This window comes from Streptomyces sp. P6-2-1, from assembly GCF_050613165.1.
Taxonomy (GTDB): Bacteria; Actinomycetota; Actinomycetes; order Streptomycetales; family Streptomycetaceae; genus Streptomyces.
In genome coordinates this window covers 5,762,139-5,777,668 of record NZ_CP192513.1, presented here as the reverse complement: position 1 = coordinate 5,777,668, position 15,530 = coordinate 5,762,139, and the positions used below count along the sequence as shown (strand labels likewise).

Here is a 15,530-nt window from a genome sequence, read left to right as displayed (position 1 = left end):
GGGCGCCGGGCCGCCCCGGTACGGGTGCCGGGCCGCCCCGGTACGGGTGCCGGGGTCGCGCAGGTACGGGTGCGGGGTCGCGCAGGTACGGGTGCGGAGCCTGGCTCACAGCCGGGGGTCGACCGGCTCCGACTCCAGCGCGAGGACCGCGAAGACGGCCTGGTGCACGCGCCACAGCGGCTCGCCGTCGGCGAGGCGGTCGAGCGCTTCGACGCCGAGCGCGTACTCGCGCAGCGCGAGCGAGCGTTTGTGGCCCAGGTGGCGCTCCCGCAGCCGCTTGAGGTTGTCCGGGCGGGTGTACTCGGGCCCGTAGATGATCCGCAGGTACTCGCGGCCCCGGCACTTGACGCCCGGCTGGGCGAGCCCCCGTTTGCCCGAGCGGGCGAGCGCGTCGACCGGCTTGACGACCATGCCCTCGCCGCCCTCCGCCGTCAGCGCGAGCCACCAGTCGGTCCCGGCGCGCACCGAGTCCTCGTCGGTGGTGTCCACGAACACACGGCGTGTCGTCCGCAGCAGCCCCGACGTGTCGGCGGCCACCATGCGGTCCACCCAGGCGAGTTGGGCGTCATGCGGCACTGCGGCGAGGGAGCGGCCGCGGACGGCGAGGAGCTGGAACGGCGCGAACTCGACACCCTCGAGCCCCTTCACCGGCCAGCAGTACCGCCGGTAGGCCTCGGTGAACGCGGCGGCGTCGCTCGCGCGTTCGCGCTGCCGCTCGCCGAGGCCGCCGAGGTCGACACCGCGCCGCGCCGCCGCGTCGAGCGCCGCGAGCGCGCCGGGGAAGACCGCCCCCGCCGCGGCGCCCACGGCCGCGTACTGCGCGCGGAGCAGCCCCGTCGACTTGAGCGACCACGGCAGCAGTTCGCCGTCCAGCAGGAGCCAGTCCGTGTCGAGTTCGTCCCACAGCCCGCTCGCTTCGACAGCGCCGCGGAGCCGCGCCAGCACCTCCTCGGTGACGGCCCTGTCGTCGAAGAAGGGGCGCCCGGTACGGGTCACGAGCGCGCCCGTCGGGGTCGCCCCGCCCTCGTCCGCGAGGCCGAAGCGCTCGACGGCCGTCGCCGCGTCGCGGCACACGAGCGCGACCGCGCGCGAGCCCATGTGCTTCTCCTCGCACACGACGTGCGCGATGCCGTCCTCGCGGTAGGAGGCGAAGGCGTCCTCGGGGTGTTCGAGGTAGCCCTCGCGGTGCGAGGTCGGCGTGGGCGCCATCGTCGGCGGCAGGTACGGCACGAGGCGCGGGTCGACGGCGAAGCGGCTCATCACTTCCAGGGCCGCGGCCGCGTTCTCCTCGCGCACCCCGATCCGGCCGAGCGTGCGGGTCTCGACGACACGGCGGCCCGCGACGTCGGCGAGCGCGAGCGGCCGACCCTGGTGCCCGCCCGGCGCGGCGGATTCGAGGGGCCGCGCGGGCTCGTACCACTGCTGGTGCGCGGGCACGTCGACGAGTGCGCGCTCCGGCCAGCGCAGCGCGGTGAGGTGGCCGCCGAAGACGACGCCCGTGTCGAGGCAGATGGTGTTGTTGAGCCAGGTCGCCGCGGGCACGGGGGTGTGCCCGTACACGACGGTGGCGCTGCCCCGGTAGTCCTCGGCCCACGGGTAGCGCACGGGCAGGCCGAACGCGTCGGTCTCACCCGTCGTGTCGCCGTAGAGCGCGTGCGCGCGCACCCGCCCCGAGGTGCGGCCGTGGTAGCGCTCGGGAAGCCCGGCGTGCGAGACGACGAGCTTGCCGCCGTCGAGCACGTAGTGGCTCACGAGGCCGCGCACGAACTCGGCGACCTTCTGCTTGAACCCGGGCTCGTCGGCCTCGGCGCGCTCCAACTGCTCGATGGTCTCGGCGAGTCCGTGCGAGACGGTCACCTTGCGGCCGCCCAGGTGGCGGCCCAGCTTGTTCTCGTGGTTGCCGGGCACGCACAGCGCGGTCCCCGCCGCGACCATCCCCATGACGCGGCGCAGCACGGCGGGTGTGTCGGGGCCGCGGTCCACAAGGTCCCCCACGAACACGGCGGTTCGGCCCTCGGGGTGCCTGCCGTCCTCGTAACCGAGCTTGCCGAGCAGTTCCTCCAGCTCGGCGGAGCAGCCGTGCACGTCGCCGATCAGGTCGAAGGGCCCGGTGAGTTCACGCAGGTCGTTGAAGCGCTTCTCCCGCACGACCTCGGCGGAGTCGACCTCGGCGACTCCCCGGAGCACGTGCACCCTGCGGAAGCCCTCGCGTTCCAAACCCCTGAGCGAGCGCCGCAGTTCGCGCTGGTGGCGCTGGACGACCCGGCGCGGGACACCGGCCCGGTCCGCGCGCTTCGCGTTGCGCTCGGCGCACACGTCCTCGGGCACGTCCAGGACGATCGCCACCGGCAGGACGTCGTACGCGCGTGCCAGGTCCACGAGCTGCTTGCGGCTCTCGCGCTGCACGCTCGTCGCGTCGACGACCGTGAGGCGCCCGGCGGCGAGCCGCTTGCCCGCGATGTAGTGCAGCACGTCGAAGGCCTCGCCGCTCGCGCTCTGGTCGTTCTCGTCGTCGGCGACGAGGCCGCGGCAGAAGTCGGAGGAGAGCACCTCGGTCGGCTTGAAGTGCCGCCTGGCGAAAGTGGACTTGCCGGAACCCGTCGCGCCGACGAGGACGACGAGCGAGAGGTCGGGGACGGGGCAGCGGCGGCCTTTGCGCCCGGCGGCCTCCGGAGTGTCCGCGGAGCGCGGGGCGGCCTCGGTGGCGGCCTCGGTGGCGGTCTCCGCGACGGCCTCGGCTGTGGTCTCGGCTGTGGTCTCGGTGGTGGTGTTCTCGCTCATGCCGCCGCTCCTTCCTTGGTGGTGGGGCGAGCCGTGGTGGCGCGGGCCGTGGTGGCGCGGGCCGTCGCGGAGCCGGTCGTCTCCGTGTCGGTCGTCGCGGTGTCGGTGCGGGTGAAGCGGGCGAGTTGCGTCGGCGGGCCCACCTCGGGGTCCTCCTCGCCGACCGGCCCGAAGGTGACGGAGTACCCGTACTCCCCGGCCACCTCGTCGGCCCAGCGCCTGAACTGCGCGCGGTCCCACTCGAAGCGGTGGTCGTGGTGGCGCACGTGCCCGGCGGGCAGGGTCTCCCAGCGCACGTTGTACTCGGCGTTCGGCGTCGTCACGACGACCGTCGCGGGGCGCGCGGCGCCGAAGACGGTGTACGCGAGCGTCGCGAGGCGCGGCGGGTCGACGTGCTCGATCACCTCGCTGAGCACGGCGGCGTCGTACCCGTCCAGGCGTGGGTCGGTGTACGCGAGCGAGCCCTGCGCGAGCGTGAGCCTGGCCGCCTGCCGCTCGGGCATCCGGTCGACGCGCAGGCGACGCGCGGCGATCTGGAGGGCGCGCTGCGAGACGTCCATGCCGAGGACGTGCGTGAAGCGGGAGTCCTTGAGCAGCTCCTTGACCAAGGAGCCCTCGCCGCAGCCGAGATCGAGGACGCGCCCGGCGTGCGCGGAGCGGAGCGCTTCGATGATCGCGGCACGGCGTCGCGACGCGAGGGTCACGGGGCGGGGCGTGCCGACGCCGCCCGCGCCCGCCCCGGTGGCCCCCGCCGCCGTGGCTCCTTCGGTCTCCTCGGTCTCCGCCGCCTCCGCGCCTTCGTCGGCCGCGTCCGGCACCGCGTTGTCGATGTTCTTCGCCTCGGTGTCGTCGGACTCGGCGAGCCTGAGGAGTTCGAGGCGTTCGCTCGCCTCGCGCGTGAGCGAGGAGCGGTAACGGAGGTAGCGGCGCGTGATGTACGTCTGCTCGGGGTGCGTGGGCAGCCAGCCCTCCCCGGCCCGGAGCAGCTTGTCGACCTCGTCGGCCGACGCCCAGTAGTGCTTGGTGCCGTCGAGGACGGGCAGCAGCACGTACAGGTGGCGCAGCGCCTCGGCGAGCACCTGCTCGCCTTCGAGCACGAGCCGTACGTAGCGCGAGTCGCCCCACTCCGGGAAGGCGGTGTCGAGCGCGACGGACTCGGCGGTCACGGTCCAGCCGAGCGGGGCGAAGAGCCGCTCGACGAGGCCGGGGTCGCCGTTCGCCGGGACGGCGGGCAGCTCGATACGCAGCGGCAGGGCGCGCCCGGCCAGCTCGGGCCTCGCCTTGCAGTCGCCGTGCATGGCGGTCTTGAAGACGGTGCCGAGCGCGACGGTGAAGAGCGAGGAGGCGGCGTACGGGCGGTCGTTGACGTACTGCGCGAGCGAGGCGTCGGGCCCCTTGCCGCGCCCCTTGCCCTTGCCGCGCCGCACGAGCGCCACCGGATCGATGTCCAGGAGCAAGGCCACCGTGCACCGCTCGGCCCCGGCCTCGGGGTAGAACACGTGCGCCGTCCCGTGCGCCGTGTCGAAGCGCTGCGCCCGCTCAGGATGCTTGTGCAGCAGGAAGCCGAGGTCGGAGGCGGGGGCTTCGGGGGTACCGGTGGTCGTCAAGGTCATGAACACCCCGCGATTATGCGTTCTCCGCACCTGGGCGGACGACCGGTTTAACCGGAACGCCCGGTGCTTCGCGCGGGGCGGCGAGCGCTTCTCCGGGGGACCCGAGCGGGCGGGGGGCGCGGCCGCGCGGGAGCGGGGGGGTGCCGCCGCGCGCGGGCGAGGGGCGCGCGGGCGAGGGGCGCGGACGCGCGCGGGCGAGGGCGGTGCGGTGCGTACGTGTGACCCGTACCGCCCCCGCGCGCGTTCAGCTCAGCTGGCTTCCCACCTGCGAGGAGATGAGTTCCAGGTGGTCGAGGTCGTCCAGGTCGAGGATCTGGAAGTAGATCCGCTGGGAGCCGGCCGCCGCGTACTGGCCGATCTTGTCGACGACCTCGGCCGGGGTACCGGCCAGGCCGTTCTGCTTCAGCTCGTCGACCTCGCGGCCGATCGCCGCGGCACGGCGCGCCACCTCGGCGTCGTTCGCGCCGACGCAGGCGACGAGCGCGTTCGAGTACACGAGCGCCTCGGGGTCGCGGCCCGCCTCCGTCGCCGCCGCGCGCACACGCCCGAACTGCCGCTCGGAGTCCTCGATCGAGCCGAAGGGCACGTTGAACTCGTCCGCGTACCGCGCCGCGAGCTTCGGCGTACGGCTCGCGCCGAACCCGCCGATGAGGACGGGAAGGCGCGACTGCGCGGGCTTCGGGCGGGCCGGGGAGTTCTCCAGCTGGTAGTGGCGGCCCTCGTAGCTGAAGGTGTCGCCCGGCTTCGTCTCCCACAGGCCCGTGATGATCGCCAGCTGCTCTTCGAGGCGCGAGAACTTGTCCTTCGGGAACGGAATCCCGTACGCCTTGTGCTCCTCGTCGAACCAGCCGGCGCCGATGCCGAGTTCGACGCGCCCGCCGGACATCTGGTCGACCTGCGCGACCTCGATCGCGAGGACGCCGGGGAGCCGGAAGGTCGCGGCGGTCATGAGCGTGCCGAGCCTGATCCGCTTCGTCTCGCGGGCGAGCCCGGCCAGCGTGATCCAGGCGTCGGTGGGTCCTGGGAGGCCGTCGCCGCCCATGTGCAGGTAGTGGTCGGAGCGGAAGAACGCGTCGAAGCCGAGGTCCTCGGTCGCCTTCGCGACGGTGAGGAGTGTGTCGTACGTGGCGCCCTGCTGGGGCTCGGTGAAGATACGCAGATCCATACCCCCCATCCTGCCTCCTCGCTCCCGCGCCGCCCGCCCCGCACCCCGCCGCGCGCCCGCCGCACGGTCGGGTGAAATCCGGAGCGGCGGAGCGCGGGGGGCCACGGCCCGGGAGAAGACCACGCCCGGTGCGCCCGGTGCCGGTCCCGGTGCCGGTGCCGCAGGGGACGACAGTCTTCGCCGAGGGCTCAGGGCGGGGGAGCGTCCTTGTACGGGACCGGCGCCCCGGTCAGCGCGTCGAGCAGGACCCGCCCGCCCAGCGGCCTCCTCAGCCGTACGCGGACCGGGGTGAGCCGCGACTGCTTCGTGCACGGCCCGGGCCGCGCCTTCGCGACGGAGCCGGAGAGCACGACAACGCCTCCCGTCTCCCGCACGGCCACGCGGGGGCCGTCGTCGCACACCCCGTGCCTCGCGATCACGGTGACCGTCCGCCCGTTCGCGCCGATCCCCACGAGCCGGTCAAGTCGCTCGCCGGGGACGGAGCGGGTCGGGGCGATCGGGGGCCTGGGAGCGGGCGAGGGGGTCACGGCTGCGCGCCTGAGCGGGGTGTCATAGCCGTCGAGCGAGAAGAGCCAGGCCGGTACGGTCGCCGGGCCACGCGTGGTGGCGACGGTCATCGTGCCGAGCCGTGCTCCGGTCACCGTGAGGCCCGGCTTCCCGCCGCGGGCCATCGCCGCGTACGAGACCGACGCCGCCACGAGAGGCCGGGCGACGGGGGCCTGCCCCGCCCACGTGACCGGAACCTCCTCGGCCCGGCCGCCGGGCAGCTTGCCCCGCAACCGGAACATCCCCCGCTCATAAGCCCGTTGATCACCCGCACTCCGCCAGCCCCCGCGCGGCAACCGCACCGCGCCGCCCACCGGGTGGTAGCCGGCCCGCCACGAAGCCGCCGCCTCCGAGCCCTCCCACGCCGCCCCGACCCGCCGCGCCCGCTCCCGCGACGCCTCCCCGCCGTCCCCGGCCGGTCCTCCGCAAGCAGCACCGGTCACGACCACGACCACGAGCAGGACAACCGCCTGAGCCACCCGCGAAACCCCACGCCGTGACACACCCATCCCCGCCTCCGCACCGGGCGGCGACACCCTGCCCCCGCCCGGTCCCTGGACGCCCCCACACCCCACAACGTTCACCCAGCGTCCACGACGCTCCGGCCCACCGCACAGCACCACCCGAAGGGCCCCGAGTCGGCCCATCACCCCGCCCCCCGTCACCACCACCCGGAACAAGGCGTATCGCCATACCCGTGGACTCCAGCGCCGCACCCGCGCCCCCATGAGGCGCCCCCCTCCGCGCGCCCGTCCAGGCATACCACGGGCCCTGGTCCGGCAGCCCCGCGCGTCGCCCCGCCCCCTTGCGCGCCCCGCCGGACCGGCGTCCGCCTCGGTCAGAAAGGCCACCCCGGACAACGCGACCCCACCCCGACGTCCCCCCTCCTCTCGCGCGGCCCCCTCACAGCAGAGAGCCCGCCCCACCACGCGAACCACCGGCCGCCACCCCACACTCCCGATCGGAGAAGCCCCGGGCAAAGAAGAACCCGCCCGATACAGCCCCACCCTGACCTTCCCGCCCCTCTCGCCCAGCCCCCTCACCCCGTGCCACCGGCCCAGCCGCCCCCACGGCACAGGCCGCACCCCCGGCCGGCCCGCTCCCACGCCCCTCTCACCCAGCCGGGACCGACCCACACACCCACGTGTCCGCGCCACCCCCAGCACCCCCGCAACCCCCGCCCCCCCGCAGCCCCGCCCAGCCGTTCCCGCGCCCTACTCCCCCTTCGTCCCGTCCAGCAGTTCCCGCAGGATGTCCAAGTGGCCGTTGTGGCGGGCCGTTTCCTCGGTGAGGTGCAGGAGGAGCCAGCGCAGGTCGGCGTGCCGGCCGTCGCGCAGGGGGCGATGGGCCCGCTTGTCCAGCGGGGTGGCCGCGACCAGTTCGCGGTAGCGGGCGCTCTGTTCCGCGTAGGCGGTGAGCAGCTGCGGGAGCGGGAAGTCGACGGCGATGCGCATCTCGCGGTCGGGGTCCTCGTCGGTCCAGGGGCCCTGGTCCTCCTCGCCGAGGAAGACCACCTGGAACCAGTGGTACTCGACCCACCGCAGGTGGTTGATCACTCCGCTCATCGTCATCAGCGGGGAGCCGGGCAGGGGCGCTGTGCGGGCGTGCTCAGGCGAGACACCCTCGCACTTGGCCCGGGCGGTGTCGCGTGCGTAGTCGAGGAAGGTGGTGAGCTGGGTCCGCTCGTCCCACGCGGTCGGTGTGTCATCGATTCGTGTCATCGCGCGAAGCCTCCCGGATCATCCCTGCCGGTGTCGATCGCGTTTCCCCGCACGGCACTTCCCCGCGGCTCTCTCCACAGCCCCCGCAAGGCCCTCACCGCGTCCCGGCAGTTGCCCAGGACCTCCATCGCTTCCATGCAGTCCGCGTACGTGCCGCTCTCCGCCGCCGTCGCAGCGAGCGGGATCAGGGCGTGGCCCGACTCTTCGAGGAGTGCGTCCAGCGCTTCGAGGGCGCGGGGCGGGTCGGCGACGGAGGTGAGGCGGCTCGCGCGGGGCCGGGCGCAGGGCGGTGCCCCCGTGCCGCCGGTCTCGTGGAGCCTGCGGGCCTCGGTGCGCCGGTCCTGCGGGCCCGTCGCCGCGAGGACGCCGCCGACCGCACGGGCCAGGGCCTGGGCCTGCCACGCCTCGCGTACCACCTCCCTTTCCGTGCGTGCCGCGCCGAGCGCCGCGGCCGTCACCACCGCGAGCCGTGTCGCGTCCATCCGTCCATCCCCCGTCGTCCGTCCAGCCGTTACCTTTCGCTACTCAGCGTGCTGGACGGAAAGAGGGGCGGGAAGCCATCACGGCAAATCTGTGGATAACTTCGGCGAAGTCGCACAACGGCTCACTCCGAAGAGTGACGAGATTTTCGTTTCAGCCGTTCTCGCCCACGGGAAACCTCTCCTCGTTCCTGTCGATCTTCGCGTGCAGGGCCCGCACGGGGTCGATACCCAGGACGTGACAGAACTGGAGGAGATAGGCAAGGACATCGGCGACCTCGTCGTGCACACGGAAGCCCGTCGCTGGATCGTCCAGGACCGCCGCCGACTGTTCGGGCGTCAGCCACTGGAAGATCTCCAGGAGTTCCGAGGTCTCGACGCTGAGCGCGGCGGCGAGGTTCTTCGGTGTGTGGTACTGCTCCCAGTCGCGGGCCGCCGCGAAGGCCGTGAGGCGCTCGCGCAACTCCTGGAGGGCCGTGTCCCAGGCGGTTTCCTGTGCCCCGGGCGGGGGTGTCTGGCTCGTCACCGCTCCGGTGTACCACGGAGCGGTGTGCCCACTTCCACGAGCCGTACCCCGGGGAGCGTGCCGGGCGGCCCACCCGGCGCCGTGTCCGGGGGCGCGGCGAGGAGTGCGGCAGGGCGGGAGAGGGCACCGATGAGGCGGATGTGGCCGCGCGCGGCCATCCGCGAGGCGAGGGAGAGGAGCAGGGCGGCCTGGCGGTCGTCGAGGTGGAGGTCGAAGTCGTCCGCGAGGACGGTGAGCGCCTGGAGCGCGCCCGGCACCTCGCTCGCCGGGTCCACGTCGAGCACTCCGGGCCCGGTGAGCAGCACCAAGGTGAGGGCGAGGTACCGCAGTTCACCGTCAGCGAGGCGAGCCAGCGGCGTCCCCGGCCCCTCGGGGCGCAGCAGCCGCGCCTCGACGTCGCCTCCGGGCAGCAGCTGGGCGGCGAGGCCGTCGACCGGGCCCGCGCAGCCCTCCCGTACCGCGGCCTCCAGGAGCCCGTACCGCGTGCGGCACTCGCGCGCGGTCCGGCGCAGCACCTCGGCGAGGTTGGCGCAGTCACGGCGCAGCAGCGCGTTGCCGCCGGAGGCGGGTGGGCGCATCGCCGTGGGGTCGGGGGTGCACGGGTAGAGGGCGCGCAGGGCCAGGACGGTCTGCTCGGCGGCCGCGAGGACACGTCGTTCCTCCTCCGTGCGGCCCGCGACGCGCAGCGGCAGGAGGGCTGTGCCGAGAACGTCGTCAGGGAGCGGGGCCCGGGTGACGGCGGCGTTGCCCGCCGTGTGCCAGGCGGCCTGCACGGTGCGGCGGGCGGGGTCGCGCAGGGCGGTTTCGAGGTGGACGACGCCGTCGCCGCTGAGGCGTTCGCCCACGATGCGCAGTGCGGGCTCCGCCTGTACGGCGAGGTCGAGGCGTACGGCTCCGGCGGGGCCCTCGGACACGCAGCCGATGCGGAAGCCGCGCCGGCGTTGCGGGTCGGGGGGCGCGGTCTCGGGGACCGCGGCGAGCGGGTCGGGGAAGACCTCGGCGAGGGAGGAGCCGTTGCCGAGCGCGGCGAGCGCGGCGCAGGCGGCGAGGGCGGTGGACTTGCCGCCGCCGCTGGGCCCGGTCAGGAGGGTCACGGGACCGAGCCGCAGGACGGTGCCGCGGTGCCCGGCGAAGGCCGAGAGGCGCAGTTCGGTCAGGTGCGGACGCGCCGGTGTGGCCGCCGCCCGGGCGGCACGGCTCGCCTGGCCGGGCACGCGGGCCGCCCGCGAGGCATGGCCGTCGTCGGCGTCACTAGGACCGGGCGGGCCGGGGTGTGCCGGACCGGCGTCGGGCACGGCGGGGGCGGGTCCTGAGGTGGGAGGCATGTGCGGAAGATAGGCACGAACCTTCGAGGCGAACCGTTTCAGCGTGGGCAGCTTCCCACCATCGGGGGACGCCCGCGAAACACCTCGTACCTCACCCCACCGGGCACGCGGACGGACTCCAGCCGTGCGGCACACGCGAGCCGGGCGAGGAGGCGTCACGCGGCCTCGCGGTCGGCATCCCCGGAGACGAACCGTTTCACCTGCCGCAGGTCCCGCCTCGCGCGGCTCTCCCGCCGCCGCTCTCCTCACGCCGCTCGTCCCGCCGCCGCTCGCCCCCCATACGGCTCTCGCCGCGAGGGCTCGGCCCGTCGGCCGGCGCCTCAGCCGATGGTGCCCGTGCCCCGTACCCCCTCCACCAGGCTCTGCACCTCGGTGCCGGGAGGGGCGAGGAGGAAGACGTTGCGGTCGACGCGGTGCATGCCGCTGCCGAGGCCGAAGACCACGCCGCTGCTGAAGTCGAGCACGCGCTTGGCGGTGTCGCTCTCGGCGCCGCTGAGGTCGAGCAGGACAGGGATCTGCGCCATGAGCGTCTCGGCGACCTCCCGCGCGTCCGCGAACACGTTCACGCGCAGCACGACGAAGCGCCGCCGCGAGGCGGCCTCCGCGTCCGGGAGCGCGCGGTGCCCCGGCCAGGACGGCCAGGCGTCGCTGCTGCGCAGCGGTACGACCTGGGCGAGCCCTTCCCACTGCTCATCAGTGACGTCGTGGCTGTTCACTGCCCCACCCCGTCCGGGCTCGTACGATTGTCTGCATTCGTTCATTCTCGCCCGCCTCACTCGTTCGGCGGACCAGCGACACACCCGCCCGCGGCCCCCGGCGGCACGCCTGACGGTACGTCGGCACCCTGGGGGTGCCCTGGGAAACCGTACCCAACAACCGGGGTGGTGCGGCGCGGCGGGGCCCGCGGCGGACGGCCCGCATAAACCCTTGTTCCCGAATTCCCGCCCCGGGAACAGATACGCACGGCTTTTCCGCGGGCTTTTCGTGGCTTTTCTTATTCACCGTGAAAAGTCGCGGCCGAGGAGGAGAGTCGGCTGGTCAGCGAAGGGAAGCAGGCTGCGGACCGGGAACTTCCACTCCCTCGCGGGGGTGATGTCGGCGACTCCGGCCCACCCTCTTCTGGCGATTTCGGGCCGTTTCCCGATCGCCGCGTTTCCTCGTGTGTGACGTCGAAGGGCGGGGGCAGGCGGGGCCATGTCGAGGTTCTTCGACCGCAACCGACTGCAAAGGTGCTACTCGTGACGATCTCCACGCACAGCACGGGCACGTCCGGCCCGGCGGCGGCCGAGGCGGACGCCGCCGGACTGCCCTGGATAGAGGACGCGGGGAAGATCGCCCCGCAGGACGCCCGCGAGCTGTCCCGGCTCTTCTTCGACCAGCTCGTCGTCCTCGACGAGGGCACGCACGCCTACCAGTACGCGCGCAACACGCTCATCGAGATGAACCAGTCCCTCGTGCGCTTCGCCGCGCGCCGCTTCCGCAACCGGGGCAACGGCGACATGGAGGACATCCTCCAGGTCGGCACGATCGGCCTCATCAAGGCGATCGACCGCTTCGACCTCACGCGCGAGGCCGAGTTCACCTCCTTCGCGATCCCGTACATCGTCGGCGAGATCAAGCGGTACTTCCGCGACAGCACGTGGGCGGTGCACGTACCACGGCGGCTCCAGGAGCTGCGCGTCGACCTCGCGCGCGCCAAGGAGCGGCTGGCGGTCGAGCTGGACCGCGACCCGGGGGTCAAGGAGCTGGCGGCGGAGCTGGACATCAGCGAGGAGGAGGTCATCGACGGGCTCATCGCGGCCAACGGCTACATGTCCGACTCGCTCGACCTGCCCGCCGACAGCAGCACGAGTGGCAAGCCCGACCAGAAGACCGCGACGACCTACGCCGACTTCCTCGGCGACTGGGACCCGGCGATGGAACTGGTCGAGAACTTCACGGCGCTGCGCCCGCTCCTGGGCACACTCGACGACCGCGAGAGGTATCTGCTCGAACTGCGCTTCGGCCAGGAGCTGACGCAGTCGCAGATAGGGGCCGAGCTGGGCGTCTCGCAGATGCACGTCTCCCGGCTGCTGAGCCGGACACTGGGGAAGCTGCGGGAAGGGCTGCTGTCGGAGAGCTGAGATCCGGGGGCGCGCGGTGAGCCGGGGTTTCCCACAGGGCCCGTACGAAGAACGGGTCTTCGTACGGGCCCCGAAGCCGGGCGGCACCTCGCCGCGCCGGGCGCTGCGTGATCACCCCGGGGCCGCACGTCACCGCGCCGTGCGCGGCACGTCACCGCCCCGGGCGGCGGGTCAGCCTGCCACTCGGCGGCTGGTCACCACCCCACCGCCACCGCGAGCCACTGCGGGTCCTGGTGCGAGACGAAGGACGACTGGCCCGCGTAGTCGTCGTACGGGAAGCCGTACGCGAGGTGGTCGATGCTGTGGTCGTGCCAGAACTTCGCGTAGTAGTTCGCCGGGCTGTCCTTGTAGTAGAGGTCCGGCGTGGACCACTGGTCCTCGGGGAGATCGGCGACGTGGCGGTTGAGCGCCGAGCACATGCCGGGGTCCTCGGAGAGGACGCCCGCGCAGCCGGTGATGTCGGAGGTGGGCGCGTTGACGCCCTGCGACTGGGCGTAGGCGGTGAAGTAGTCCGCGTACTGGCCGCCCTCACGGAAGTCGGGCGAGCTGCCGGGGGCGGGGATGCGGGTCGGGTCGTCGGCGAGGCCCTTGAACTCGGTGGGCACCTCGTCCTTGAACTCCTGGAAGGTCTGCTCGCGGGACTGCTGGAAGGTGTCGTAGTCCTCGCCGACCTGCACGTCGTAGCCGTCCTCGGCGTGCAGGCGCATCGCGAGCTTGAGGCCGAAGGCGTCGACGCGGGTCGTGTTGCCGTTGAAGACGTTGTCCCCGACGGTGAACTCGATGAAGTCCTGGTACTCGCTGTCGGGCGAGCCGAGGTAGAAGTACATGCGGCCCGCCGAGTTCGCCGGCATGTCGACGTAGGGCTGTTCGGCGATGGAGTGCGTCTGGCCGTCGAAGCTCCAGTAGACCTCACTGTCGGGGTACTGGCCGTTGGTGCGGTTGAGGATCGCGACCGTCACCTCGTTGCTCGGCGCGGGGAAGGCGGAGGTGTCGCCCCAGAAGGAGTCGGGCGGGGCCTCGCCCGGCGCGGCCGCGACGACGGGCGCGGGGGCGGGCGCCGCGCCCGCCTGGGGGGCGGTCGCGAGACCGCAGAAGGCGGCGGCGAGGAGCGCCGCCCCCGCCGCGAGCGGGCGTCCCGCTCTGCGGCGCGGGGTGCGCGGGGTTCCGGGGGTACGGGTACGGGCTGCTGCGGGCATGACGGTACCTCCCTGGCGAGTGGGGGTACGGCGGGCCGCCCGCCAGGTGCGCGGCCGCGCCGCCGGGGGCGTGGGGCCACCCGGACGGGCACGGTCCCCGCGCGCGACCCGTGGGAGCCGGTGGGGTGCGAAGGGACCTGTGCCGCCTTCGAGGTTCGGCCGGGCCGCGCGCGATGTCAATGCGAAGGTACGAACCTTCGCTACGGATTCTTTACGCACACGGCCCGTCAACCCGCCCACAGCGTCCGCCTGTTGAAGGAGCAAGGGGGAGGATTGCGGCGGTACGGGGCAAGTCAGCCCCGCGTGTTCGCCACCAACTGCACGGGCCCGCCGAAGGAGTTGGCGGAGCAGCCGGGACCCTCGGTGCGCAGCCCCGAGCCGACGACCGAGAGCGGTCCTTCGACGGTCGTGCCGCACACGTACACCGTCCGCGCGTCCACGGCCTGCACGGGACCCGTGATGTCGGCGCCGAGCGCGACGAGCGAGGCTCCGGCCCGTACGACGACGGGACCTGTCTGGCGCGCGTTGTCGAGGCAGGTGACACCGGAGTCGACGACGAGCGGGCCCGTGCGGGGGCCGCGCAGGGTGGTGGTGCAGCGGGGCGGGGCGACGACGCGGGAGCGGTAGTCGAGGGCGAAGGCGAGTTTGCCCGGCTTCTCGGCCGTGAGCGGCTGCGAGAGCTTGCCGAACTCGCCCTTCTCGGGCTTCTTGCCGTCGTTCCACTCGTCGAGACGGCCGAGTTCGTCGGCAGTGCGCCCGTCGGCGATGACCTCGTCGGGATCGGCGGCGACCATCAGCTCGGAGGCGTCGCGGATCGCCTGGAGGTACGAGGCGGGGTCGTTCAGGTCGTAGTCGGCGAGGTCGAGCCGCTCGCGCAGCCAGCCGCCCCACAGGAACTCCAGGTACTCGGCGGCGTCCTCGGGCGCCGAGTAGCCGATGTCGCGCGTGAAGTACACGAGCGAGCGGTAGGGGTCGTCGTGGAAACGGGAGAGGCCGAGGCGGGCGGGCAGCTGGTCGACGGTGATGGCGTCGCCGTTCTCGTCACTGAGCCAGACCCAGTGGTGGGCGCGCATCTCGTCCCAGAAGGCGCTCTGGCTCAGAGCGCTGTAGTCGGCCTGGACGCGCAGCCTGATGGTCGTCGACGGACCGCCGTCGGGCGCCTCCCAGAAGGAAGTGAGGCTGTGGTGCCCGTCCGTGAGGTAGAGGCTCCCGCCGGGCCCGATGACGACGGTCTTCATCGCGGCAAGGCTCTTGGAGGTCTCGTCGCCGAGCGGGATCGTGCACGAGAAGCTCGCGGGATCGTCGAGCCGGGCGCCCGAGGGGACCTTCGCGGCCTCGCCCTGCCCGTTGGTCTCGCACCAGTCGTCGAAGCGCTTGTTGACGTTCCCCGCCTGCTCGTCCTTCGTGCTCCCGTACCGGCCGAGCTTGTAGAAGACCTGGTCCTTGCCGACGGAGGGCTGGGTGGGCCGCAGCTGATCGAGACGGACGGTGAGCAGGTCACCGGCGCGCGCGGAGGAGGTGGTCGGCCCGGCGGCGCCCGCCTGCGGCGCGGCGGCGACGAGCGCGCCGAGCGCGGCGGCGGTGGCGAGGCCGGCGGTGAGACGCCGGGCGGCTCGGGGGGTACGGGGCGGGGTGGCGGTGGGCACGAGGGCTCCCGGTGCGGGGGGGGGCGGGTGGACGGGGACATCCACGCACGCGGGAGCGGCCGTGCGGTGGCGGCGGGCCGAAGGCGCGGTGAACGCGCGGGAACCCGTTCTCGCGCCGGGGACGTCACACCGGCCCGCGCGTCCCGCGGCACACGCCGCCTTCGCGCGCTCCGGGCGGCCGCGCGGGGACCGACACGGCTGCCGCCACCGGGGTGCGGCCGCCGAGGCCGATCGGTGGGGAAGGGCGGGGCACCGGCGGCGCGGAGGCAGGCGGCGGGAGCGCGCGGGGAGGGCGGACCCGGCGGTGTGGGTGAGGACGCGGATCTCGGTACGGGCGTCGCGAAGGCGGTCCAGGCGCCGCGACGATGACGCGGGACACGGTGGTCCCGGCCCGCACGCACACCCCCGC

At 73.6% G+C, this 15,530-nt stretch carries 12 protein-coding genes; 1 reads left to right on the top strand and 11 read right to left on the bottom strand.

The window, feature by feature from the left end; all coding sequences use genetic code 11:
• Positions 1-105 precede the first annotated feature (105 nt).
• From ACQYWQ_RS24565 to ACQYWQ_RS24525, 9 genes are all read right to left on the bottom strand, one after another.
• On the bottom strand, positions 106-2,781 hold the full coding sequence (locus tag ACQYWQ_RS24565; RefSeq protein ID WP_431037524.1) for a polynucleotide kinase-phosphatase: 2,676 nt from the start codon (positions 2,779-2,781) through the stop codon (positions 106-108).
• Positions 2,778-4,394 (bottom strand): 3' terminal RNA ribose 2'-O-methyltransferase Hen1, encoded by a 1,617-nt coding sequence (locus tag ACQYWQ_RS24560; RefSeq protein ID WP_431039329.1) that lies wholly within the window; start codon positions 4,392-4,394, stop codon positions 2,778-2,780. Before ACQYWQ_RS24560 ends, ACQYWQ_RS24565 begins: the two co-directional genes overlap by 4 nt.
• Before the next feature lie 244 nt (positions 4,395-4,638).
• Entirely contained in the window at positions 4,639-5,559 is a 921-nt protein-coding gene (locus ACQYWQ_RS24555) for an LLM class F420-dependent oxidoreductase (protein ID WP_431037522.1), read from the bottom strand.
• 188 nt (positions 5,560-5,747) lie between these two features.
• Positions 5,748-6,347 carry a hypothetical protein gene (locus ACQYWQ_RS24550; RefSeq protein ID WP_431037520.1) on the bottom strand — a complete coding sequence of 200 codons (600 nt, stop codon included), beginning with the start codon at positions 6,345-6,347 and terminating at the stop codon, positions 5,748-5,750.
• Positions 6,348-7,319: 972 nt separating this feature from the next.
• Positions 7,320-7,826, bottom strand: coding sequence for a DinB family protein (locus tag ACQYWQ_RS24545; RefSeq protein ID WP_431037518.1), 507 nt, complete (start codon positions 7,824-7,826; stop codon positions 7,320-7,322).
• Positions 7,823-8,308: a DUF6099 family protein gene (locus tag ACQYWQ_RS24540; RefSeq protein WP_431037516.1), complete on the bottom strand. Its 486-nt coding sequence runs from the start codon at positions 8,306-8,308 to the stop codon at positions 7,823-7,825. The genes ACQYWQ_RS24545 and ACQYWQ_RS24540 overlap by 4 nt, the downstream gene beginning before the upstream one ends.
• A 151-nt stretch (positions 8,309-8,459) precedes the next feature.
• Positions 8,460-8,831 (bottom strand): nucleotide pyrophosphohydrolase, encoded by a 372-nt coding sequence (locus ACQYWQ_RS24535; RefSeq protein ID WP_431037514.1) that lies wholly within the window; start codon positions 8,829-8,831, stop codon positions 8,460-8,462.
• Complete coding sequence (locus tag ACQYWQ_RS24530) at positions 8,828-10,156, bottom strand: biotin transporter BioY (protein WP_431037512.1); 1,329 nt, start codon at positions 10,154-10,156, stop codon at positions 8,828-8,830. Before ACQYWQ_RS24530 ends, ACQYWQ_RS24535 begins: the two co-directional genes overlap by 4 nt.
• A gap of 320 nt (positions 10,157-10,476) precedes the next feature.
• Complete coding sequence (locus tag ACQYWQ_RS24525) at positions 10,477-10,872, bottom strand: cell division protein SepF (RefSeq protein ID WP_431037510.1); 396 nt, start codon at positions 10,870-10,872, stop codon at positions 10,477-10,479.
• A gap of 522 nt (positions 10,873-11,394) precedes the next feature.
• Here ACQYWQ_RS24525 and ACQYWQ_RS24520 point away from each other — a divergent pair.
• Entirely contained in the window at positions 11,395-12,279 is an 885-nt protein-coding gene (locus ACQYWQ_RS24520) for a SigB/SigF/SigG family RNA polymerase sigma factor (RefSeq protein ID WP_431037508.1), read from the top strand.
• A gap of 194 nt (positions 12,280-12,473) precedes the next feature.
• On the opposite strand, the gene ACQYWQ_RS24515 is transcribed toward ACQYWQ_RS24520, so the two are convergent.
• On the bottom strand, positions 12,474-13,475 hold the full coding sequence (locus tag ACQYWQ_RS24515) for a glycoside hydrolase family 64 protein (protein WP_431037506.1): 1,002 nt from the start codon (positions 13,473-13,475) through the stop codon (positions 12,474-12,476).
• 293 nt (positions 13,476-13,768) lie between these two features.
• Positions 13,769-15,121, bottom strand: coding sequence for a ParB/Srx family N-terminal domain-containing protein (locus ACQYWQ_RS24510; protein WP_431037505.1), 1,353 nt, complete (start codon positions 15,119-15,121; stop codon positions 13,769-13,771).
• Between the last annotated feature and the right edge of the window lie 409 nt (positions 15,122-15,530).